This window comes from Raineyella fluvialis, from assembly GCF_009646095.1.
Lineage (GTDB): Bacteria > Actinomycetota > Actinomycetes > Propionibacteriales > Propionibacteriaceae > Raineyella > Raineyella fluvialis.
The window spans coordinates 3540255-3562229 of sequence record NZ_CP045725.1 but is presented as its reverse complement, the minus strand read 5'-3'; the positions used below and the strand labels follow the sequence as shown (position 1 = coordinate 3562229).

16 protein-coding genes and 3 pseudogenes are annotated in these 21975 nt (G+C 70.7%); 15 read left to right on the top strand and 4 right to left on the bottom strand.

Annotation, left to right across the window (positions count from 1 at the left end):
* The first annotated feature begins 130 nt into the window (after nucleotides 1–130).
* The 7 genes and pseudogenes from dxr to Rai3103_RS16395 all read left to right on the top strand — a co-directional run bounded on the left by dxr (nucleotide 131) and on the right by Rai3103_RS16395 (nucleotide 8845).
* Nucleotides 131–1372, top strand: coding sequence for a 1-deoxy-D-xylulose-5-phosphate reductoisomerase (dxr, locus tag Rai3103_RS16425; protein ID WP_153573469.1), 1242 nt, complete (start codon nucleotides 131–133; stop codon nucleotides 1370–1372).
* 51 nt (nucleotides 1373–1423) lie between these two features.
* Nucleotides 1424–2722, top strand: coding sequence for a M50 family metallopeptidase (locus tag Rai3103_RS16420; protein ID WP_153573468.1), 1299 nt, complete (start codon nucleotides 1424–1426; stop codon nucleotides 2720–2722).
* A 99-nt stretch (nucleotides 2723–2821) separates the two neighbouring features.
* Nucleotides 2822–3985 (top strand): flavodoxin-dependent (E)-4-hydroxy-3-methylbut-2-enyl-diphosphate synthase, encoded by a 1164-nt coding sequence (gene ispG, locus Rai3103_RS16415; RefSeq protein ID WP_153573467.1) that lies wholly within the window; start codon nucleotides 2822–2824, stop codon nucleotides 3983–3985.
* A gap of 19 nt (nucleotides 3986–4004) precedes the next feature.
* Nucleotides 4005–4871, top strand: a complete 867-nt coding sequence (locus Rai3103_RS16410) for a GNAT family N-acetyltransferase (protein WP_153573466.1) — start codon at nucleotides 4005–4007, stop codon at nucleotides 4869–4871.
* Between the two features lie 48 nt (nucleotides 4872–4919).
* Nucleotides 4920–6212 carry a DUF2254 domain-containing protein gene (locus tag Rai3103_RS16405; protein WP_153573465.1) on the top strand — a complete coding sequence of 431 codons (1293 nt, stop codon included), beginning with the start codon at nucleotides 4920–4922 and terminating at the stop codon, nucleotides 6210–6212.
* Between the two features lie 90 nt (nucleotides 6213–6302).
* Nucleotides 6303–8047: pseudogene (locus Rai3103_RS16400) on the top strand (proline--tRNA ligase).
* 6 nt (nucleotides 8048–8053) lie between these two features.
* Complete coding sequence (locus tag Rai3103_RS16395) at nucleotides 8054–8845, top strand: sulfite exporter TauE/SafE family protein (protein ID WP_422396014.1); 792 nt, start codon at nucleotides 8054–8056, stop codon at nucleotides 8843–8845.
* Nucleotides 8846–8893: 48 nt separating this feature from the next.
* Here the strand turns inward: Rai3103_RS16395 and Rai3103_RS16390 are convergent, their stop codons facing one another.
* Nucleotides 8894–9781 (bottom strand): DUF4439 domain-containing protein, encoded by an 888-nt coding sequence (locus Rai3103_RS16390; protein ID WP_153573464.1) that lies wholly within the window; start codon nucleotides 9779–9781, stop codon nucleotides 8894–8896.
* A gap of 162 nt (nucleotides 9782–9943) precedes the next feature.
* On the opposite strand from Rai3103_RS16390, the gene rimP reads away from it, so the two are divergent.
* From rimP to Rai3103_RS16355, 7 genes and pseudogenes are all read left to right on the top strand, one after another.
* Entirely contained in the window at nucleotides 9944–10450 is a 507-nt protein-coding gene (rimP, locus tag Rai3103_RS16385; RefSeq protein ID WP_153573463.1) for a ribosome maturation factor RimP, read from the top strand.
* A 2-nt stretch (nucleotides 10451–10452) separates the two neighbouring features.
* Nucleotides 10453–11430 (top strand): transcription termination factor NusA, encoded by a 978-nt coding sequence (gene nusA, locus Rai3103_RS16380; RefSeq protein ID WP_153573462.1) that lies wholly within the window; start codon nucleotides 10453–10455, stop codon nucleotides 11428–11430.
* A 275-nt stretch (nucleotides 11431–11705) separates the two neighbouring features.
* Complete coding sequence (locus Rai3103_RS19150) at nucleotides 11706–12014, top strand: YlxR family protein (protein WP_153573461.1); 309 nt, start codon at nucleotides 11706–11708, stop codon at nucleotides 12012–12014.
* A gap of 136 nt (nucleotides 12015–12150) precedes the next feature.
* Nucleotides 12151–15145, top strand: a pseudogene (gene infB / locus Rai3103_RS16370) (translation initiation factor IF-2).
* Between the two features lie 160 nt (nucleotides 15146–15305).
* Nucleotides 15306–15728 (top strand): annotated as a pseudogene (gene rbfA / locus Rai3103_RS16365) (30S ribosome-binding factor RbfA); the annotation flags it as partial.
* A gap of 171 nt (nucleotides 15729–15899) precedes the next feature.
* Nucleotides 15900–16835 (top strand): tRNA pseudouridine(55) synthase TruB, encoded by a 936-nt coding sequence (truB, locus tag Rai3103_RS16360; RefSeq protein WP_153573459.1) that lies wholly within the window; start codon nucleotides 15900–15902, stop codon nucleotides 16833–16835.
* A 106-nt stretch (nucleotides 16836–16941) separates the two neighbouring features.
* Nucleotides 16942–17871: a bifunctional riboflavin kinase/FAD synthetase gene (locus Rai3103_RS16355; RefSeq protein WP_277872985.1), complete on the top strand. Its 930-nt coding sequence runs from the start codon at nucleotides 16942–16944 to the stop codon at nucleotides 17869–17871.
* A gap of 74 nt (nucleotides 17872–17945) precedes the next feature.
* Here the strand turns inward: Rai3103_RS16355 and Rai3103_RS16350 are convergent, their stop codons facing one another.
* On the bottom strand, nucleotides 17946–19619 hold the full coding sequence (locus Rai3103_RS16350; RefSeq protein ID WP_228489006.1) for a ribonuclease J: 1674 nt from the start codon (nucleotides 19617–19619) through the stop codon (nucleotides 17946–17948).
* Nucleotides 19620–19668: 49 nt separating this feature from the next.
* On the opposite strand from Rai3103_RS16350, the gene Rai3103_RS16345 reads away from it, so the two are divergent.
* Nucleotides 19669–20217 (top strand): GNAT family N-acetyltransferase, encoded by a 549-nt coding sequence (locus Rai3103_RS16345; RefSeq protein ID WP_153573456.1) that lies wholly within the window; start codon nucleotides 19669–19671, stop codon nucleotides 20215–20217.
* A 33-nt stretch (nucleotides 20218–20250) separates the two neighbouring features.
* Here Rai3103_RS16345 and Rai3103_RS16340 read toward each other — a convergent pair whose 3' ends face one another.
* A complete protein-coding gene (locus Rai3103_RS16340) occupies nucleotides 20251–21150 on the bottom strand; it encodes an aminoglycoside phosphotransferase family protein (protein ID WP_153573455.1) in 900 nt (299 codons plus the stop codon).
* 5 nt (nucleotides 21151–21155) lie between these two features.
* A complete protein-coding gene (gene dapB, locus Rai3103_RS16335; RefSeq protein ID WP_153573454.1) occupies nucleotides 21156–21893 on the bottom strand; it encodes a 4-hydroxy-tetrahydrodipicolinate reductase in 738 nt (245 codons plus the stop codon).
* Between the last annotated feature and the right edge of the window lie 82 nt (nucleotides 21894–21975).

Here is a 21975-nt window from a genome sequence, read left to right as displayed (position 1 = left end):
GACCATGAGCGGAAGTGATCGTCGTCACACCGGGGTGTTCCGCGTCGACGAACGCCGAGGCCTCATCCCGGGTCTCCTCCCGGGTGCTCGCGGGGGGAATGTCGGGGTGGCAGCGTGCGAGACTGGAGGGGTGCGTGACGTGATCATTCTGGGCAGCACCGGTTCTATCGGCACTCAGGCGCTGGAGGTCATCGCCTCCCGCCGCGACCAGTTCCGGGTGGTGGGGTTGGCCGCCGGTGGCGGCAGCGTCGACGTGCTCGCCGAGCAGGTCCTCGAGTACGCCCCGCGGACCGTCGCGCTGGCCCGGCCGACGGCGGTGCAGGACCTACAGCTCGCCCTCTACGCGGCGGCCCAGCAGCGTGGCTGGAACCGGGGCGACGTACGCCTGCCGCGGATCATCGCCGGGGCGGACGCGGCGACGGAGCTGGCCGCCGAACCGGCCGACGTCGTCCTCAACGGGATCACCGGATCGGTCGGCCTGCTGCCCACCCTGGCCGCCCTGCGCGCGGGCACGACGCTGGCCCTGGCGAACAAGGAGTCGCTGGTCATCGGCGGCCGCCTCGTCACGGAAGCCGCCGCTCCGGGCCAGCTCGTCGCCGTCGACTCCGAGCACTCCGCCTTCGCCCAGTGCCTCCGGGCCGGACGCGCCTCGGAGGTCGACAAGCTGGTGCTGACCGCCTCGGGAGGGCCCTTCCGCGGCCGGACCCGCGACGAGCTCACCGACGTGACGCCGGACCAGGCGATGGCCCATCCGACCTGGCAGATGGGCCGGGTGATCACCATCAACTCCGCGACCCTGGTCAACAAGGGCCTGGAGCTGATCGAGGCCGGACTCCTCTACGACATGCCACTGGACCGCATCCAGGTCGTCGTTCACCCGCAGTCGATCGTTCATTCCGCCGTGCAGTACGTCGACGGGGCCCTGATCGCCCAGTGCTCCCCGCCGGACATGAAGCTGCCGATCGCCCTCGGTCTCACCTGGCCCGACCGGGTGGCGGGGGCCGCGGCACCCGTCGACTGGACGACGGCCGCGTCCTGGACGTTCGAGCCGCTCGACACCGTGGCGTTCCCGGCGGTTGAACTCGCGCGCCGGGCGGGCACACTGGGGGGAACGGCGCCAGCGGTGTTCAACGCGGCGAACGAGGTGTGTGTCGATGCGTTCTGCGAGGGACGGATCGGCTTCCTCGCCATCGTGGACACCATCACCGCCGTCCTGGACGAACACGAGAGTGGGGCCGGCACGCCGGTCACCGAGGGCTCCCGATTCGTCGGGGACGACGCGATCACGGTGGAGACCGTGTTGGCCGCCGATGCCTGGGCCCGCCAGGCTGCACGGCGTCGTACGGCGCCGGACGTGGCCGGACGGCCCTGACGACAGCGGTGCCGAGGCGCACCGTACGGACGACGGAGGACAGGACCAGCGATGCAGACGTTGTGGTACGTGCTGGGGACGGTGGTCTTCTTCGCCCTCATCATGCTCTCGGTCGCCCTCCACGAGGTCGGCCACCTGGTGCCGGCGAAGATCTTCCGGGTCAAGGTGACCGAGTACTTCGTCGGCTTCGGCAAGACGCTGTGGAAGCGCCGGTACGGGTCCACCGACTACGGGGTCAAGGCGCTGCCGCTCGGCGGCTACGTGAAGCTGGTGGGGATGTATCCGCCGGCGCCGGGGGACACCCGGGTCCGTGCGAGCGGAACCAACTTCCTGCAGCAGATCGCCGAGGACGCCCGCTCGTACGAGTGGGAGGACGTGACGCCGGAGGATGACGGTACCCTCCTCTACCAGAAGCCGGTCTGGCAACGCCTGATCATCATGGCCGGCGGTCCGGCGATGAACATCCTGATCGCTTTCCTGCTCTTCCTCGGCGTCACCGCCGGGGCGGGGGTCGCCCGGCCCACTATGACGGTGCAGTCGGTCTCGGAGTGCGTCATCCCGGCGGGGCGATCCGACCACACCTGCCTCCCGGGGGACGCACCCACGCCCGCGCACGCCATGGGTGTGCAGGCAGGTGACGTGATTGTCAGCTTCAACGGCCGGCGCCCCGCGGACTGGGACCAATTCTCCCGCATGATCCGCGACAATCTCTCCGCGCCCGCCACGCTCGTGGTCGAGCGTGGCGGGCGCACCGTGACACTGACGCCGACACCGACGGTCACCACCGGGGTGCCGAGCAAAGTGGACCCTGGACGCAATGTGGAGGCCGGCTTCCTCGGCGTCTCACCGACCCAGGAGGTGCAGCGCGGCGGACCGGTCCGGGTCGTCAAGGACATGTGGACGATGACCGTGCAATCGGTCTATGCCCTGATCGGTTTCCCGGTGAAGGTGTGGCACACCGCCGCCGGACTGGTCACCGGCCAGCCTCGGGATCTCTATGGTCCGGTCAGCGTTGTCGGTGCCTCCCGGGTCGCCGGTGAGGTCGTCACCACCAACCAGCTCAGCTCCGGTAACAAGGTCGCTTTCGTGGCCCAGCTCCTGGGATCGGTCAACCTCTTCGTCGCCCTGTTCAATCTCGTTCCGCTGCCTCCGCTGGACGGCGGACACCTGGCGGGGGCGACCTGGGACGGTCTGCGCCAGCTGCTGGCCCGCCTGCGGCGCCGGTCCAGCCCGCCGCCCTTCGACACCACCAAGCTCCTGCCGGTGTCGTGGCTGGTCACCAGCTTCGTCGTGCTCGCCGGGGTTGTCCTGGTGGTCGCCGACCTGGTCAGCCCGATCCGGCTGTTCTGACGCCTGGCGGGGTGGCCGCTGGCGAGCCCGTCCCCCTCGGCTCCGACGCCGCTCAGGTTCGACTCCGTACCCACCTTGCGGTTGGCCTACTCTTGTCGCATGGCTACACGTCTCGGAATGCCCGCTCCCGCCCCGATCCAGCTCGCCCCCCGCCACGTGACGCGCAAGCTGAAGGTCGGGTCGGTGGAGGTCGGCGGTGACGCCCCTGTCTCCGTGCAGTCCATGACCACCACCAAGACCACCGACATCAACGGGACGCTGCAGCAGATCGCCGAGCTGACCGCCGCCGGCTGTGACATCGTGCGCGTCGCGGTCCCCAGCCAGGATGACGCCGACGTCCTGCACATCATCGCCAAGAAGTCGAAGATCCCGGTCGTCGCCGACATCCATTTCCAGCCGCGCTACGTGTTCCAGGCGATCGAGGCCGGTTGTGCCGCGGTCCGGGTGAACCCGGGCAACATCAAGCAGTTCGACAACAAGATCGCCGAGATCGCCAAGGCGGCCTCCGACGCCCAGGTGCCGCTGCGGATCGGCGTCAACGCGGGTTCCCTCGACAAGCGGATCATGGAGCAGTACGGCGCCGCGACGCCTGAGGCGCTCGTCGCGTCGGCGATGCAGGAGGCGCGCCTGTTCGAGGATGTCGGCTTCCGTGACTTCGCCATCTCGGTCAAGCACCACGATCCGGTGGTGATGATCCGCGCCTACCAACTGCTCGCCGAGGCATGCGACTACCCGCTGCACCTGGGCGTCACCGAGGCCGGCCCCGCCTTCCAGGGCACGGTCAAGTCCGCCGTCGCCTTCGGCGCCCTGCTGGCCCAGGGGATCGGCGACACCATTCGGGTGTCCCTCTCCGCCCCGCCGGTCGAGGAGGTCAAGGTCGGGGTCAAGATCCTCGAGTCGCTGGGAATGCGGCCGCGGCACCTGGAGATCGTCTCCTGCCCGTCCTGCGGCCGGGCCCAGGTCGACGTCTACACCCTGGCCGACGAGGTGACCAAGGGCCTCGAGGGGATGACCGTGCCGCTGCGGGTGGCCGTCATGGGCTGCGTCGTCAACGGACCCGGTGAGGCCCGCGAGGCCGACCTCGGTGTCGCTTCGGGTAATGGCAAGGGCCAGATCTTCGTGCACGGCGAGGTCGTCAAGACCGTGCCCGAGGACCAGATCGTCGAGACGCTCATCGAGGAGGCCAACCGGCTCGCCGAGTCAGCACAGGCGGCGCCGGGGGCAGACCAGCCCGCCGGTTCCCCCGTCGTCAGCGTCGGCTGACCCGGCGTCGGGAGCCCTCATGTCCGCCCCGGCCCGGCCCTCGACGACCTTCGGCGTCCGTACCCTCGGCGCCGACGACCTGCCCGACGCGCTCGCCCTGTTGCGCCGGGACCCGGTGGACAACGTCTACGTCGCCTCGCGGATCCGTACCGGCGGCCTGGACCGGGTGACCCTGGGGTGCCCGGTCTGGGGTTACGAGGAGGGCGGGCGGCTGCGGGCGATGCTGCATGCCGGGTCCAACATGGTGCCGGTGAACGCGGACGCGCGCGCCTGCGCGGCCTTCGCCGCGTTCGCCGGCTACCAGCGGATGGCGTCGTCCATCATCGGCCCCGCCGAGGCGGCGATGACGCTCTACCACGAACTGGTGCGCCAGTGGGGTACGGGCTGGGCGGATGCCCGCGACATCAGGTCGCGCCAACCGGTGATGTTGCTCGACGGCGACCCGACCATCCCGAGCGATCCGCGGGTGCGGCCGGCGACCATGGACCTCTGGCAGCCGTACGCCGACGCCGCGGTGGCGATGTACACCGAGGAGGTCGGCCAGTCGCCGGCCGTCGGCGGCTCCGACGTCTCGTACCGGATCTACATCCGCTCGCTGATCCAGCAGGGCCGCTCGTACGCGATCGTCGAGGATGGCCGGGTCATCTTCAAGGCCGACATCGGATCGGCGACGTCGAGCGTCTGCCAGGTCCAGGGCGTCTGGGTCGCCCCGGACCGACGCGGCCAGGGGATCGCGGCGCCCGCGATGGCCGCCGTCATCAGACAGGCCCGGGCCCGCTGGCCGATCGTCACGCTGTACGTGAACGATTTCAACGCCCCCGCGCTCGCGACGTACCGGCGGGCCGGCATGCGCCAGGTCGGGGAGTTCGCGACGATTCTCTACTAGCGGCGGCGGCCAGGGGTGCACTCTGGTGTCGTGATACGTCGCGGGAATGTGTCCGAGTACGTCAGTGCGGCCCTGTGGGTGATGCCGTTCGCGGCCGGTCTGCTGGCGATCCTGCTCGGGGTCGCCCTGTCGCACCTGCACCCCGCCGACGGCTCCTGGCTCGCGGCGCTGGGCTTCCGCGGGTCCAGCGGCCAGGCCCGTGACCTGCTGGTGACGATCACCAGCACCGTGGTGACCGTCATCGCCCTCGTCCTCGGCCTCAGCGTGGTCGCCCTCCAGTTGGCCTCCACCCAGTACTCACCCCGGCTGCTGCGCAATTTCCTGCGTGACCGGACCAACCAGGTGGTCCTGAGCGTCTTCATGGGGACGTTCGCCTACAGCGCGGCCGGCCTGTTCACCGTCGGGATCGGTCCCGACGATGCCGAGTACCCCCGCCTGGCCGTCAGCGGTGCCGTCGCGGCCCTGTTCGCCAGCCTCGCCGGGGTCGTCGTGTTCGCCGATCACCTCTCGCACTCGATCCAGGTGGACGCCATCATGCTGCGGGTCGAGCGTCAGTCCGTGGAGGTGGCCCGGCACCTGGCGCGAGACGTCGATCCGGCGCCCCCGAAGCCGCCCGCCTGGGCGGTCGGGATCCCCGCTTCATCCTCGGGGTACGTGGTGACCGTCCGGCCCGAGGCCCTGCTCAGGGTCGCCCAACGTTACGGCGTCTCCATCGCGCTGCAGTACCGCGTCGGTCAGCACGTGGTCGCCTCCCGGCACCTCGCCGAGGTATGGACGCCGGGACCTGACGATCCGCAGCCGGACCTGGCGGCCCTGGAGCACGCCATCCACCGTGCCGTCGGGATCGGTTTCGAGCGGACCCGCCAGCAGGACGCCGCGATGGGGATCCGTCAGCTCGTCGACGCCGCCTGCAAGGCCCTGTCACCAGCGGTCAACGACCCGTACACCGCGGTCCAGGCGGTCGACCACATGTCGGTGATCTTCACCGAACTTGCTCGGCTTCCGCTGGGCCCCCTGGTGGTCCGTCGCGACCCGGCGGTGGTCGTCGTGCCGAGCCGCCGGTTCGAGGAGTACCTGGCGACCATGTGCGGGCTGGTCCGGCGCTACGGCGCCGGTGAACCGACGGTCGATCTGGCCCTGCTGAGGCTGCTCGAGAACTGCGCCTTCGTCACCCGTCACGACGCCCACCGGCTCGGTCACCTCGCCGAACAGGCCCGCCTCATCGGTGCGGACGCCGAGCGGGAGGTCCGCCAGCCGGCCGACCTGCGGATGGTCCGGGCGTCCGAGGAGGCCCTGCTCGGCCGGATAGAGCACTACCGGCGCGAACCATCGGCACGGTGAGACCAGCGTCGCCGGTTCGGGCCGTCGCTGCGCAGCGCGGTAGAGTCTGGCTGTCCACCGACCCCCTGGGAGCCCCTTGTGATCACGAAGATGTCGGAGTTGTTCGTCCGGACCCTGCGAGAGGACCCGGCGGACGCCGAGGTCCCCAGCCACCGCTGGCTGGTCCGCGGCGGGTACATCCGTCGTGCCGCTCCGGGCATCTACACCTGGCTACCGCTCGGGCTGCGCGTGCTGCACAAGGTCGAGGACATCGTCCGCGAGGAGATGGACGCCATCGGCGCCCAGGAGGTGCACTTCCCGGCGCTGCTGCCGCGGGAGCCGTACGAGCTGACGGACCGGTGGGTCGAGTACGGACCCAACCTCTTCCGGCTCAAGGACCGCAAGGGCAACGACATGCTCCTCGGGCCCACGCATGAGGAGATGTTCACCCTGCTGGTGAAGGACCTCTACTCCTCCTACAAGGACCTGCCGCTGGTCCTCTACCAGATCCAGACGAAGTACCGCGACGAGGCGCGTCCGCGCGCCGGTCTGCTGCGCGGTCGTGAGTTCGTGATGAAGGACTCCTACTCGTTCGACGTCGATGACGCCGGTCTGCAGGCCGCGTACGACAAGCACCGCGACGCCTACATCAGGATCTTCGACCGACTCGGCCTCGACTACGCCATCGTCCAGGCGATGTCGGGCGCGATGGGCGGTTCGGCCTCCGAGGAGTTCCTCGCCGTTGCCGAGAACGGCGAGGACACCTTCGTCCGCTCCCCGGGCGGGTACGCCGCCAACGTGGAGGCGGTCCGGATCGGTGCCCCGAGCCGTTGGCGTACGACGACGTCCCCGCCGCGCATGTCGAGGACACACCGCAGGCGACCACCATCGAGGCCCTCCTGCGGGTCGCTGACGACCTCCAGCCACGCACCGATCGGCCCTGGAACGGCGCCGACACCCTGAAGAACGTCGTCTTCATGCTCGAGTACCCCGACGGCACCAAGGAGCCGCTGGCCATCGGCCTGCCCGGCGACCGCGAGGTCGACGAGAAGCGCCTCGAGGCCCAGGTCGAGCCCGCCGTCGCCGTGCCCTTCGCCGAGGCGGATTTCGCCAAGTACCCGACCCTGGTCAAGGGCTACATCGGCCCCGGCGTGCTGGGGGAGAAGAACTCCTCCGGGGTGAAGTACCTGACCGACCCCCGCGTGGTCGAGGGCACCCGGTGGATCACCGGCGCCGACGCCGACCAGAAGCACGTGTTCGACCTGGTCTGCGGCCGTGACTTCACCTCCGACGGTGTCATCGACGTGGCCGAGATCCGCGAGGGCGACCCCTCGCCCGACGGCTCCGGCCCGCTCCAGCTCGCCCGCGGCATCGAGATGGGTCACATCTTCCAGCTCGGCCGCAAGTACGCCGAGGCGCTCGGCCTCAAGGTGCTGGACCAGAACGGCAAGCAGGTGACGGTGACGATGGGCTCCTACGGTGTCGGCGTGTCCCGCGCCGTCGCTGCGGTCGCCGAGAACACCTGCGACGCCAAGGGCCTGCGCTGGCCACGGGCCCTGGCCCCATACGACGTGCAGGTGGTCGCGACCGGCAAGGGCGCGGAGATCGCGGCGTACGCCGCCGACCTCGCCGGCGAACTGGATGCGGCCGGGATCGCGGTCCTCCTGGACGATCGCAAGGCCTCGCCGGGCGTGAAGTTCGCCGACGCCGAGCTGCTCGGCATGCCGACCACCGTGGTCGTCGGGCGCGGACTGGCCGAGGGGCTCATCGAGGTGCGTGACCGGGCCACCGGACAGGCCGAGAACGTCCCGCTGGCCGAGGTCGTGGAACGGGTCGTCGCGGCCGTCCGCGGCTGATCGTCGGTGGTGGAGAGCCTCGCCGGGATCTCCCCGTGGATCGTCGCGGGGCTCGTCGGTGTCGCCTTCGTCGCCGGCTGGGTCGACGCCGTGGTGGGCGGCGGGGGCCTGATCCAGCTGCCCGCGCTGTTGCTCGGACTGCCCGCGAACACCCCGGTGGCGACCATCTCCGGCACCAACAAGATCTCCTCGTTCGCCGGCACGAGCACCGCCACCGCCACCTACCTGCGTACGATCCGGGTCGACTGGCGTGACACGCTGCCGCTGATGGGCGGGGCGGCCATCGGCTCGGCCATCGGGGCCCGGCTGGTCACCCTGCTGCCCAAGGAGTGGTTCACCCCGTTCGTCCTGGTCGCGCTGCTGGTGGTCGGTGGCTACCTGTGGCGGCGTCCCCAGTTCGGACTGGAGTCGCACCTGCGACACACCGGCACCGGTCTGGTCGTCCGCGCGGCGGCCATCGGCCTCGGCGTGGGGGTGTACGACGGGTTCCTCGGGCCCGGCACCGGGACGTTCTTCGTGATCCTCATCGTCGGCGTGCTCGGCCACGGTTTCCTTGCCGCCAGTTCCCGGGCCAAACTGGCGAACGTCGCCACCAACCTCGCTGCCATCGTCACGCTCGCCCCGCACATCAACTGGGCCCTCGGGCTGATGATGGCCCTCGCCAATGTCACCGGAGGGCTGACGGGTGCCCGGATGGCCCTGAGCCGAGGCAATGCGTTCATCCGCAAGGTGCTGCTCGTCGTCGTGGCCGTGTTGGTGGTGCGGCTGTCGTACGACATGGTCGCCCAGTTCCGCTGACCTCCGCCCCGAGATCCTCGCCCGGGCCGCGGGCAGGGGACCGCTTGCTCAGGCCCAGCCCGGCCAGACCGGCAGCGCGCCGCCGGATCGGGCCACGGCCACCGCGGCGTCCTGGAGCGCCGAGGCGCCGAGCGTGCGGACGCCGTCGTCGGTGGCGGCGCGCACCACGCGGCACGCATCGGGCAGCACCGCCGTCTGCACCCGTGCCATCAGGGTGGCTGCCGAGGCCGCGTCGGAGGGGCGCCCGATGTCGTACGCCACCGCCGGAGCGGGGACCCGGACGGACCGGCGCGTCAGTTCCGCGGCCAGCCCGTCGAGCGTCGCCCGGTGCCCGTCCAGAGTGGCACGGGCCCACCGCGTGTCCTCGCCGGAGAAGTGGGCGAGCGCCGCCTCGGTGGCGTACACCGCCGCGGACAGTTGCGTGATCAGGGCCGTCATCGCCTCGGCGTCGCCGAGTGCTGTGACAGTGGCGGAAGAGGGCCCCTCCGTCGGTGTCCGCGGGGCCGTGGTCGAGGCCAGCGAGCCGATCGCGGCCGCGTAGGCGCCCGCGGCGGCGAGCCGTGCGGCGGCGGTCCCCCTCGCGGAGGCGCCGAGGAGCTGGGCCCCGGCCGAGTGCGCGCTGTCGGCGAGGCTCCCGGCGGGAGCAGTCGCCGTGGTGCCGGGAGCGAGGACCGCAGCCTGCGCGTCGAACGCGGCGGCGGCCCGGTCCCGGAAACCCCCGAGCCGGTCGGCCCCCGGGGCGCCGGCGCGTACCGCCGCTGCCAGGCCGGCAGGCAGTCCTGCGTACTGCGCCAGCGCGACGGGGCTGGGGGAGCGATCGGCCGAGGGCGTGCCGGTGGGGCGGCCGCTGACCGTGGGATCGCGCCGTACGCATCCGGTGACACCCGCAAGGGCGCCGCCGACGGCGGCCGCCAGGATCACTCGACGCGTCAGCACAGGGCGAACGGTAGCGCACGGGTATGCTTGCCTGCACGGATCGCGCGGCCACACGGTGCCCGGGGCCTGCTCGGCCGGTGATCGCGTCGACGGGTAGACCCTTCGGTGGACCGTCGGAGCGCGACCGACAACCGCATTCCACAATCGGATCGAGGAGCGCCCATGAACGAACGGCAACTCATCGAGGTCATCGAACCGGTGCTCGCCCGTCACGAGCTCGAACTCGACGCGCTCGACATCATTCCCGTGGGCAAGCGTGTGCTGCTCCGGGTCACGGTGGACGGCGACGGGCCGGAGGGACACGGCCCGCTCATCGACGACATCGCCGCGGCCTCACGCGACCTTTCCGACGCCCTCGACGACTCGGAGGGCGTCGGATCGGGCGCCTACACGCTGGAGGTCTCCTCGCGGGGCGTCAGCCGTCCGTTGACCCTGCCCCGGCACTGGCGTCGCAACATCGGTCACCTGGTCCGGATCACCACGACGACCGGCGAAACGTTCGAGGCCCGGATCGTGGCGACCGACGAGGACGGGGCCGACCTGCTGATCGAGCCCGAGGACCCGCGCCCCGGCAAGGGTGTCGCGACGCCACGTCGGTGCGCGTACGCCGACATCACCAAGGCCCGGGTCCTGGTCGAGATGAAGCGCCAGGACAAGGAGGAGGACTGATCATGGACGTCGATATGGCTGCACTGCGTGCCATCGAGCACGACAAGGAGATCCCGCTGGAGGTGCTGGTCTCCGCCCTCGAGGAGGCCCTGCTCACCGCGTACCACAAGTCCGATGCCCCGGTGCCCGGCGCGCGCGTCGTGCTGGACCGGAAGTCCGGCAAGGTCGCCGTCATCGCCCCGGAGAAGGACGAGGAGGGCATGGTCATCGGCGAGTACGACGACACTCCCGCGGGCTTCGGCCGGATCGCGGCGGCGACCGCTCGCCAGGTGATCCTGCAGCGGATCCGTGACGCCGAGGACGAGAAGAAGTACGGCACCTTCTCCGCCATCGAGGGCGACGTGGTGATGGGCACCGTCCAGCAGGACCGCGACAACAGGGTCGTCCGGGTCGACCTCGGCGACATCGAGGCGATCATGCCGCCCGCCGAACAGGTCTCCGGTGAGGACTACCGCCACGGCACGCGGCTGCGGGTCTACGTGGTCGCCGTCCGGAAGGAAGTGAAGGGGCCCCAGGTCGTCGTCTCCCGCACGCACCCCCAGCTGGTCCAGAAGCTCTTCGAGCGCGAGGTGCCGGAGATCGAGCAGGGTGTCGTCGAGATCAAGGCCCTGGCCCGTGAAGCGGGCCACCGGACCAAGATCGCGGTCCGCTCCACCCGGCCCGACGTCTCGGCGAAGGGAGCATGCATCGGCCCGATGGGTCAGCGTGTCCGCGCGGTGATGCACGAGCTCAACGAAGAGAAGATCGACATCATCGACTGGTCGGAGGATCCCGCAGTGTTCGTCGGGAACGCCCTCTCCCCGGCGAAGGTCGCCTCGGTGACGGTCGTGGATCCCGCGGCCCGAGCGGCCCGGGTGGTGGTCCCGGACTACCAGCTGTCGCTCGCGATCGGTCGCGAGGGCCAGAACGCTCGTCTCGCCGCCCGGTTGACCGGCTGGCGGATCGACATCCACCCGGACAACGAGGCCGCTGCCCACTGATCGCGGCCGGAGACCAGCGCGGCGAGCGGACTGCGGAAGGAAGGGCAAAGGGCGCCACGGAATGGGGGGAAATCCGCGGCGCCCTTCGACACCATGAACGATGTCAGCCCGAGCTTGGGGTGTGCTGGGTCACGGCTGTGATAAAGCTGGGAACTCCGTCGAAAAGGGTGGAACTCGGCTCGACTCCCGGGAGCGCGTCTCCGGGTGGGCCTCGCAGGAGGATGTCCCTGCGAGAGGGATTCGTATGACGGGAGATTGTCCGCTAAACTCTGACGGTGGTCCGTCCTCCGTCCTCACACGTGCCCGAGCGTACATGTGTCGGATGTCGTGGACGGTCCGCCAAGTCCGGACTGGTGCGCCTCGTCTGGGATCGTACGGCAGCCTGTGTTGCCCTCGACCCGAACGGGACGGCTCCGGGTCGAGGTGCCTGGGTGCATCCCGATCCGCACTGTTGTGACCTGGCGATGCGGCGCCGCGCCGTGGGACGAGCCTTGCGCAACCCCCACGTGGACGGTGACCAGGTGGCCACCCTGCTGACCACCCTCGCATCCCCGGATCGTCACGTGCCACCCGGATCTGTGTGAGTGACGACACCCGGCCGACCGGTCGGGGGAACCAGAAAGTGGGCAGACGCTCATGACCACTCGATGAGTACTCATCAATGAGCAAGCAAGTCAACTAGCTGGTCCGGCTCGACTGACCGGACCGCGGAGGAGAGTAGTGGCAAAGGTCCGAGTCTACGAGCTCGCGAAGGAGCTCGGAGTCGAGAGCAAGGAAGTCCTGAAGACCCTGGGTGACATGGGTGAGTTCGTCCGGTCGGCGTCGTCGACCATCGAAGCGCCTGTGGTCCGACGACTGAAGGAGAAGATGGGCGGTTCGTCTGCGGCCCCCGCACCCAAGCCGGCCCCCGGCCGGCGCCGCGTCCCGCGGCTCCCCGTCCTGCGGCACGCGCCGCAGAGCGGCCCGCCGCCACACCGGAGCCCAGCGAGCGTCCGGTCCCCCAGGAGTCTCCGGCGCAGCCGGCCGCGCGTCCCGAGGCCCCCGCATCCCATCCCCAGGGCGGCGCCCGTCCCGGTCCGCGACAGCAGTCCGGTGGCGAGACAGCGGCACGCCCGGCTGCTCCGCGTCCCGCCGGCCCCGCCGCTCCGCGCCCCACCGGCACGGCCGGCCCCGCTGCGCCGCGTCCTGCCGCTCCGCGTCCGGCGGGCGCCTCGCCCGCGCCGCGCCCTGCCGCTCCGGGACCGCGTCCCGGTGGCGCTCCGCGTCCCGGTGGCACGTCGGCACGTCCGACCGCGCCCGGTGCCCCGAAGCCCGGTGCCCGTCCCGCTCAGGGTGCACGTCCCGGTGCACCGAAGCCCGGTCCCGGTGGCGCCGCGCCGACCCCCGGTCCTCGCCGCAGTGGCCCGCGTCCGGGCAACAACCCGTTCGCGTCCGCGCAGGGCATGGGCACCCAGCAGAGGCGTCCGCGCCCCGAGGGAGGTCGCCCCGAGGGTGCCGGACGTCCTGGTCCGGGCCAGCACCCGGGTGGTCCGCGCCCGGCAGGTGCTCGTCCCGGCGGTCCCTCGCCGGCAGGTATGCCGCGTCCCAACCCGGCCATGATGCCCAAGCACCACTCCTCCTCGCTGGCCCGGCCGGACCGGGAGCCCGCGGTGGGCGCACCGGCGGTCCCGGTCGCGGTCGCACCGGTGGTGGGCCGGGTCGTCCCGGCGGCGGCTTCGGTGGCGGTCCCAGCACGGGGCCGAGCACCGGCGGTCCGCAGGGTGGTCGCGGCGGTGGCCGCGGTCGTGGCGGTACGCAGGGCGCCTTCGGTCGTCCGGGTGGCCCGTCGCGTCGTGGACGCAAGTCCAAGAAGCAGCGTCGTCAAGAGTTCGACGAGATGGAGGCCCCGACGATCGGTGGCGTGCGCATCCGTAAGGGTGACGGCGCCGCTGTCCGCCTCCGTCGAGGCGCGTCGCTGTCCGATCTCGCCGAGAAGATCGGTGTCGATCCGGCTGCGCTGGTCCAGGTGCTGTTCTCGCTGGGCGAGATGGTGACCGCCACCCAGTCGGTCGCCGACGAGACCCTGCAGCTGCTGGGCGCCGAGCTGGACTACAACATCCAGGTCGTCTCGCCCGAGGACGAGGACCGTGAGCTGCTGGAGTCCTTCGACATCGAGTACGGCGAGAACGAGGGCGGTGAGGAGGACCTCGAGGCCCGTCCGCCGGTCGTCACCGTCATGGGTCACGTCGACCACGGCAAGACGAAGCTGCTGGACGCCTACCGCCACTCCAACGTGGTGGCCAAGGAGGCCGGCGGCATCACCCAGAGTATCGGTGCCTACCAGGTGTCGACAGAGGTCGACGACCGCGAGCGGCGGATCACCTTCATCGACACCCCCGGTCACGAGGCGTTCACCGCCATGCGTGCCCGTGGTGCCAAGTCGACCGACATCGCAGTGCTCGTGGTGGCTGCCGACGACGGTGTGATGCCTCAGACCATCGAGGCGTTGAACCATGCCCTCGCGGCGGACGTGCCGATCGTGGTGGCCGTGAACAAGATCGACAAGCCGGCGGCCGACCCGACCAAGGTCCGTGGTCAGCTCACCGAGTACGGTCTGGTCCCCGAGGAATACGGCGGCGAGACGATGTTCGTCGACGTGTCGGCGGTCAGCGGTCAGGGTCTGGACGACCTGCTGGAAGCGATCGTCCTCACGGCTGACGCGTCGCTCGACCTGCGCGCCAACCCGGATATGCCCGCCCAGGGTGTCTCCATCGAGGCGCACCTCGACAAGGGCCGTGGTCCGGTCATCTCCGTGCTCGTCCAGCGCGGCACCCTGCACGTCGGTGACTCCGTCGTGTGTGGTGCGGCCCACGGACGTGTCCGGGCAATGATCGCCAGCAACGGTGAGCTCGTGGAGGCTGCTCCTCCGTCGATGCCGGTCCAGGTCCTCGGTCTGACCGCTGTACCCGGGGCGGGCGACACCTTCCTGGCCGTCGAGGACGACCGGATGGCTCGCCAGATCGCCGAGCAGCGGGAGGCGCGCAACCGTGCCGCCGCCCAGGCGATGGGGGCGCGTCGCAAGACGCTCGACCAGATCTTCGAGCAGATGGAGAAGGGCGAGGTCCAGGAACTGGCCCTCATCCTCAAGGGCGATTCGGCCGGTTCGGTCGAGGCCCTGGAGGACGCGCTGCTCAAGATCGACGTCGGCGAGGACATCTCGGTGCGCATCATCGACCGCGGTGTCGGTGCCATCACCGAGACCAACGTCACGCTGGCGTCGGCCTCCGGTGCCGTCATCATCGGCTACAACGTGCGTGCCCAGGGGAAGGCGACCCAGCTCGCCGACCAGGAGAACGTCGACATCCGCTACTACTCGATCATCTACCAGGCGATCGACGAGGTGGAAGCCGCGCTCAAGGGCATGCTCAAGCCGATCTTCGAGGAGGTTGTGCTCGGTCAGGCGGAGATCCGCCAGATCTTCAAGTCCTCCAAGGCGGGCATCATCGCCGGTGTCATGGTCCAGAGCGGCATCATGCGACGTCACGCCAAGGCGCGACTGCTGCGTGACGGGGTCGTGGTTGCCGAGTCGGAGATCAACACCCTGCGTCGGGAGAAGGATGACGTGACCGAGGTCCGCGAGGGCTTCGAGTGCGGCCTCACCCTCAGCGGGTACTCCGACATCCGGGTGGACGACATCATCGAGACGTACGAGATGCGGGAGAAGCCGCGCGACTGATCCACCACCGATGGATCCGGCCCGGATGGTCTGCAAGGACACCGGGTGAAGGTCGCACGACACGACGGTGAGGGGCGGGGCCCCACGGGCCCCGGCCCGGGCCCCGCCCCTCACGTCGTCCCGTCTGTCACATCGTCTCGCTTGACTGAAAGGAAGCGGCATGCCGAACCCGCGCGTGCTGAAACTGGCCGACCAGATCAAATCGATCGTCGCCCAGATGCTCGAGAAACGGATCAAGGATCCGCGCCTCGGCTTCGTCACCATCACCGACGTCCGTCTCACGGGTGACTCCCGCGAAGCGACCGTCTTCTACACCGTCTACGGCGACGAGGCGGCGCGGGCCGGGACCGCCGCTGCGCTGAAGTCGGCGACGGGACTGATCCGTTCGACCGTCGGCAAGCGGCTCGGGTTGCGTTACGCACCGTCCATCGCCTTCGTCCTCGACGCGCTGCCGGACACGGCGGCAAGTATCGAGGACCTGCTGGCGCGCGCCCAGGCGGGCGACGCGGCCCTCGCCGAGCAGCGGGAGAACGCCACCTACGCCGGCGAGGCCGACCCCTACCGGCGCAAGGACGAGGACGAGGATGGCGAGGTCGGTGAGTCCGGCCAGCCCGGTCCGGGCCAGCCCGGTCCCGGCGCGCCCGGCGACGAGACGGGCGAGCGGGACGACGACGAGGACCCGGCCCACCAGGACGACCAGGCCGATGCGCCCGGTCCGGTGGACCCGTCGGATCTGTTCGAACGCGACTGATCCGTGGCCGCAGCCAGGAACCAGGGGCCGTCCGGCCTGATCGTTGTCGACAAGCCGGCCGGGATGACCTCCCATGACGTGGTCGCCCGTGCCCGTCGGCTGATCGGCACCCGGAAGGTCGGCCATGCCGGGACACTGGACCCGATGGCGACCGGGGTGCTCATCCTCGGGGTCAACCGGGCGACGCGGTTGCTCGGCCACCTGGCCCTGCACGACAAGGCGTACGACGCCACCATCCGGCTCGGCCAGACGACCGTCACCGACGACGCCGAGGGCGAGGTCCTCACCGCTCCCGGCGCGGCGGGTGTGACCGATGACGCGATCCGGGCAGCGATGACGGCCCTCACCGGCGACATCGCCCAGCGACCCTCCGCCGTCTCGGCGATCAAGGTCGGCGGCCAACGGTCGTACGCACGGGTCCGGGCGGGGGAGCAGGTCGAACTCGCCTCCCGGCCGGTGACGGTGTCGCGGTTCGAGCTCATCGCCCGGCGCGACGCCGACGTGGCGGGGCTGACGGTCATCGACCTGGACGTGACGGTGGAGTGCTCCACCGGGACGTACGTGCGAGCGCTTGCCCGTGACCTCGGTGAGGCACTCGGAACAGGAGGGCATCTCACCGCGTTGCGCCGGACCAGGGTCGGCGGTTTCGGGTTGGACGTTGCCCAGCCGCTGCCCGACCGTGACGACGCCTCCGACGCGTCCGCCCAGAAGGGCCCGCGACTGGCCGTCCTGGAACTGGACGACGCGGCGCGTAACTGCTTCCCGTGGATGACGGTCGACGACCGGACGGCCGACGACGTCGGCCATGGTCGGGCCCTGCCGGGCATCGCGCTGCCCGCGCCGCTGACCGCCCTGTTCGGTCCGGACGGGACCTTCCTCGCGCTGTATCGTCAGGTCGGCCCCGATGCCCGCCCCGAGGCCGTCTTCGCGCCGAGCTGACCCGTCCCCGGCCGGCCCCCAGGGACCGGCCGCCCGATCGTGCCGCGGGCGGCGGTGCGGCTACGATCGGCCAGGGAGCCCTTACCGCCGATGGACGAGGAGAAGAGTGAGCGAGAGCGTAGTCGTCATCGGCAATTTCGACGGTGTGCACCTGGGCCACCGCGCCGTCCTCGCGCACGCGCGCAGCCTCGAGCCCGGACTGCCCGTCATCGCGATGACGTTCTGGCCCCACCCGCTCAGCGTGGTGCGTCCCGGACACGAACCGAAGCTGCTCTGCGACCTCGACGAGCGGGTCGAGATGCTCCGCGCCGCCGGAGCCGACCGCGTCGAGGTCGTGGCCTTCACCAAGGAATTCTCCGAGCGGACCCCGGAGGACTTCGTGTCCTCGCTCCTGCTCCCCCTTTCCCCGGCCCGCGTGGTGGTGGGGGAGAACTTCCGCTTCGGGCACTTCGCCGCCGGTAACGTCGACACGCTGCGCCGACTCGGGGTCGGGCGGTTCGAGGTGACCGCGATCGACATGGTCCGCAGCCCCCTGCACTCCACGCCCCTGGCCACCGGCGACGGGATGGAACGGACGTCGTCCACCCGGATCCGGGCGGCCCTCGCGGATGGCGACCTGGTCGGCGCGGAGGAGATGCTGGGGCGCCGCTTCAGCTTCACTGGGACCGTCGTGCGCGGCGACCAGCGCGGTCGCCAGTTGGGCTTCCCCACCGCCAACCTGCAGGTGTCGGACCTGCGCGCCGCCCCCGCCGATGGCGTCTACGCCGGGTGGTTCACCCGCAAGGACCGGCCCGACGAGCAGCCGATGCCGGCCGCCATCTCAGTCGGTCGCAACCCCACCTTCGACGGCCACGAGCTGCGCGTCGAGTCCTACGTCCTGGACCGCACCGATCTCGAACTGTACGGGGTGCGGGTCCGGGTCGAGTTCGTCTCGCGGATCCGCGGCCAGGTGAAGTTCGACGGGATCGAGTCGCTCATCGTCCAGATGAACGATGATGTCACCCGGGTACGCGAGGTGTTGGGCGTACGCTCCTGACGCTCGTCGCGGAGACGAGGGCCACCGGCGGCAGCGTACGCTCCGGAGGTGATCCGGTCCCGTGAGGGGCTCGCTCAGGCCTCGATGATCACCGGCACGATCATGGGGCGCCTGCGGTAGGTCTTGTTGACCCAGCGTCCGACCACCCGGCGCACCGTCTGCTGCAACCGGTGGACGTCGTCCACGTCCTGTTCGAGGGACTGCCGCAGGGCGTTCGCGACCTCCTGGCGGACCTCCTCGAAGATGGCGTCGTCCTCGGCAAAGCCGCGGGCATGGATGTCCGGGCCGGTGAGAAGCTTGTTCGAGCGGGTGTTGACCACCGCGATCACTGAGATGAAGCCCTCCTCGCCGAGGATCTTGCGGTCCACCAGCTGGCTCTCCGAGATGTCGCCCACCGTGGTGCCGTCGACGAAGATGTAGGGGGCATCGACCTGCCCGACGATGCGAGCCCGGTGGTTGCGCAGGTCGACGACCGAGCCGTCCTGGCAGACCAGGGCGCGGTCGCGCGGCACTCCCGTCGCGACGGCGAGGTCGGCGTTCGCGATCAGGTGACGCGGCTCGCCGTGCACGGGCATCGCGTTCGCCGGGCGGACGATGTTGTAGCAGTACAGCAGTTCGCCGGAGCTGGCATGGCCGGACACGTGCACCATCGCGTTGCCCTTGTGCACCACGGTCGCGCCGAGCTTCGCCAGGCCGTTGATGACCCGGAAGACGGCGTTCTCGTTGCCGGGGATGAGCGAGGACGCCAGCAGGACCGTGTCGCCACGATCGAGGCGGATGATGGGGTGCTCCTGGTTGGCGATCCGGGCCAGGGCGGACAGCGGCTCGCCCTGCGAGCCGGTCGACACGATGATCAGGTCCTCGCGCGGCACGGACTCGATGTCCTTCAGGTCGACCAAGGTCTTCGGCGGCACCGTGAGATAGCCGAGATCCGCGGCCACCGTCATGTTGCGCACCATCGAGCGGCCGACGAAGACGACCTTGCGCTCGTACAGGTGGGCGACGTCGAGGACCTGCTGGACGCGGTGGATGTGCGACGAGAAGCAGGTGACGATGATCATCTGCTCCGAGGTCGCCACCACCCGCTCCATCGCGGGGGCGATGTCCTTCTCCAACGGGGTGAAGCCGGGGGTCTCGGCGTTCGTGGAGTCGGACATGAAGAGGTCGACGCCCTCCTCCCCGAGCTTCGCGAAGCGCCGCAGATCGGTGATCCGTCCGTCGAGAGGGAGCTGGTCCATCTTGAAGTCGCCGGTGTGCAGGACCGTGCCACCCTCGGTGCGGATCGCGACGGCGAGACCGTCCGGGATGGAGTGATTGACGGCCATGAACTCCAGGTCGAAGTTGCCGACCTCCACCCGAGTGTCGTCCCCGACGACCTTGAGCACCGCCTCGCGGGCCAGTCGATGCTCCTTCAGTTTGGCCTCGACGAGGGCGAGGGTCAGCTTGCTGCCGTAGAGCGGCAGGTCGGGTCGCTGGCGCAGCAGGTAGGGGACCGCGCCGATGTGATCCTCGTGCCCATGGGTGAGCACCAGCCCCACGACATCCTGGAGCCGGTCCTGGATGAGCTCGAAGGCCGGCAGCAGTAGGTCGACGCCCGGGTGGTCGTCCTCGGGGAAGAGCACGCCGCAGTCGACCAGCAGGAGCTGGCCGTCGATCTCGAAGCTGGTCATGTTCCGCCCGATGTCACCGAGGCCGCCGAGCGGGATGACACGCAGCGTGCCGGGAGCGAGGGTGGGCGGGGTCTTCAAGCCGGAAGGGGACACCCGACCAGCCTATCCCACCGACTAACCTGGGGGCGTGACCGACGAATCCGCGCACCTGCTGCACGTCCGCACCGCTTGGCCCGCGGAAGCAGCAGCCATCGCCCCGTTGCAGCGGCGCGCCTGGCTCTCGGAGTGGGGCAGCGCCGAACGCCGCGGCCTGCTCGCCGGCACTGACCTCGCGGCGATGGTGGAAGCCTGGCATGAGGCGATCGTCCGCCCTCCCGAGGCGCGCTGCCGTGTCCTGGTGGGGTTGGAGGGAGACCGGGTGGTCGGCTTCGCCGCCACCGCGCCCAGTGACGACGAGGACGCCGAGCCCACCGACGGCATGGTGGCGGAGTTCGCGGTGGATCCCGCTGCCCGGGGGGCCGGGCACGGGTCGCGCCTGATGAACGCGTTGATCGACACGCTGCGGGCCGACGGGTTCCAGACCGCCACCTGGTGGGTCCGCACGACCAACGATCCGCTCCGCGCCTTCCTGGAATCGGCCGGTTGGCGACCCGACGGTGCCACCCAGCAGTTCACCGCCGACGACGGATCCTTCACGATCAGGCAGGTACGACTGCGGGTCCGCGTAGCGGAGTGATCCCCGTCCGGTGAGCGCCCGGACCCGCCGGCATCAGCCCAGGTTCACCCGGGCGTCCTCGATCAGCCCGGCGAAGTTGCGTCGGTTGACGGGATCGGCGATCAGGGCGGTGATGATCACGACCGCCCAGCCGGCAGCCCGGTCCCAGATCGCCCCGTCGTACCTGCCGGTCGCCTCGGCGACGTCGCGGAACCGCGCATACCCTTCCGCGTCGAAGTCGAGGACCGCGGCGGCCAGATCGGTCGCGGGGTCCCCGGCGGTGGCGTCGCCGAAGTCGATCAGACCGGCGAGGTGCCCGTCGCGTTGGATGATGTTGCGGGCGTGGGTGTCGCCGTGGATCCACAGCGGCGGCCCGGGCCACGTGGGGGCGGCCAGGCCCCGGGCCCAGCACTCCCTCAGCGCATGGCTGTCCGCGGTCCCCAGGTAGCGCTCGACCGCAGGCCAGCGATCGGCGACCGCGGCGGCGCGGGCGGCGAGCGGGACGCCGCGGTAGGCGTTGTACGGCGCGTCGGGAGGTGCCGGACGGTGGAGGGCCGCCAGTGCACGGGCCAGCGGCGCCGCCAGGCCCCGGCGGTCGGGCAGCGGCAGCGAGGCCAGGTCGGTGCCACCGATCCAGGGCACCACCGTCCACCGGGTCGGGTAGAGCGGGCCGGGCCGACCACAGAAGACCGGGACCGGGACGGCCAGGTCGAGAGCGAGCAGCGGCGCCCCGACGGTGGCGATCCACGCGATCTCGTGCTCGATCAACCGCGCGGCGAGTCGGCTCGTCGGGACCCGGACCACGTGGTCCTGACCGAGCCTGAACATGGCGTTGTCCCACCCCTGGCCCAGCAGGGTGAGCGGTGCCTCGGTGAGGTGGGCGAGCTCGGGGGGCAACTGCGAGCGCAGCAGCCCGCGGACCAGCGGCGCGTCGACGAGCGGGGTGTCGGGCACGAGGCTCAGATGCCCAGCAGGTCCTCGATGCCCTCGGTGAGTCCGGGGCGGGAAGCGACCGCGCGGACGGCCGCGAGCACACCCGTCATGTACGACGTCCGCGACATCGAGTCCTCGCGCAGCGTCAGGGTCTCACCGGGGTTGCCGAGCAGCACCTCCTGGTGGGCGAAGAGCCCACGCTGACGCACGCTGTGCACGTGGATGCCGTCCACGACCGCGCCGCGGGCGCCGTCCAGCTGGGTGGCGGTGGCGTCCGGGGACGGGGCCACCCCCGCTGCGGCCCGGGCCGCGGCGATCTTCCGGGCCGTGGTCACGGCTGTGCCGGACGGCGCGTCGACCTTGTCCGGGTGATGCAGCTCGACCACCTCGACGCTCTCGTAGAAGCGGGCCGCCTCGGCGGCGAACTTCATCATCAGCAGCGCGCCGACGGAGAAGTTGGACGCGATGATGGCGTTGGTGCCGGGATGGGCCTCCAGCCAGCCGCGGACGGTGTCCAGGCGCTCCGGGGTGAAGCCCGTGGTACCGACCACGCAGTGGACGCCGTGAGCGATGGCCCACTCGAGGTTGTCCATCACCACGTCGGGGACGGTGAAGTCGACCACGACGTCGGCCTCGGCGACCGGGCCGCGATCCTCGCCGTGGTCGACAGTGGCGCCGAGTTCGAGGTCGGGAGCCGCCTCGATCGCCGCCACGACTTCCCGGCCCATGCGGCCCTTGGCTCCGAAAACCGCCACCGTTGTCATTTGTCGCTCCTCGTGATCAGGTCGGGACCATTCTTCCACGGGGTCACCGGCGGCGGTCCGCCCGACCGGTGCCCCTCAGCCG

Bases quoted from the DNA above. Each gene is read 5' to 3' on its own strand.
- ispG (WP_153573467.1), top strand. From the start codon at position 2,822: ATGGCTACACGTCTCGGAATGCCCGCTCCCGCCCCGATCCAGCTCGCC.
- Rai3103_RS16410 (WP_153573466.1), top strand. From the start codon at position 4,005: ATGTCCGCCCCGGCCCGGCCCTCGACGACCTTCGGCGTCCGTACCCTC.
- dapB (WP_153573454.1), bottom strand. From the start codon at position 21,893: ATGACAACGGTGGCGGTTTTCGGAGCCAAGGGCCGCATGGGCCGGGAA.
- nusA (WP_153573462.1), top strand. From the start codon at position 10,453: ATGGACGTCGATATGGCTGCACTGCGTGCCATCGAGCACGACAAGGAG.
- Rai3103_RS16420 (WP_153573468.1), top strand. From the start codon at position 1,424: ATGCAGACGTTGTGGTACGTGCTGGGGACGGTGGTCTTCTTCGCCCTC.
- rimP (WP_153573463.1), top strand. From the start codon at position 9,944: ATGAACGAACGGCAACTCATCGAGGTCATCGAACCGGTGCTCGCCCGT.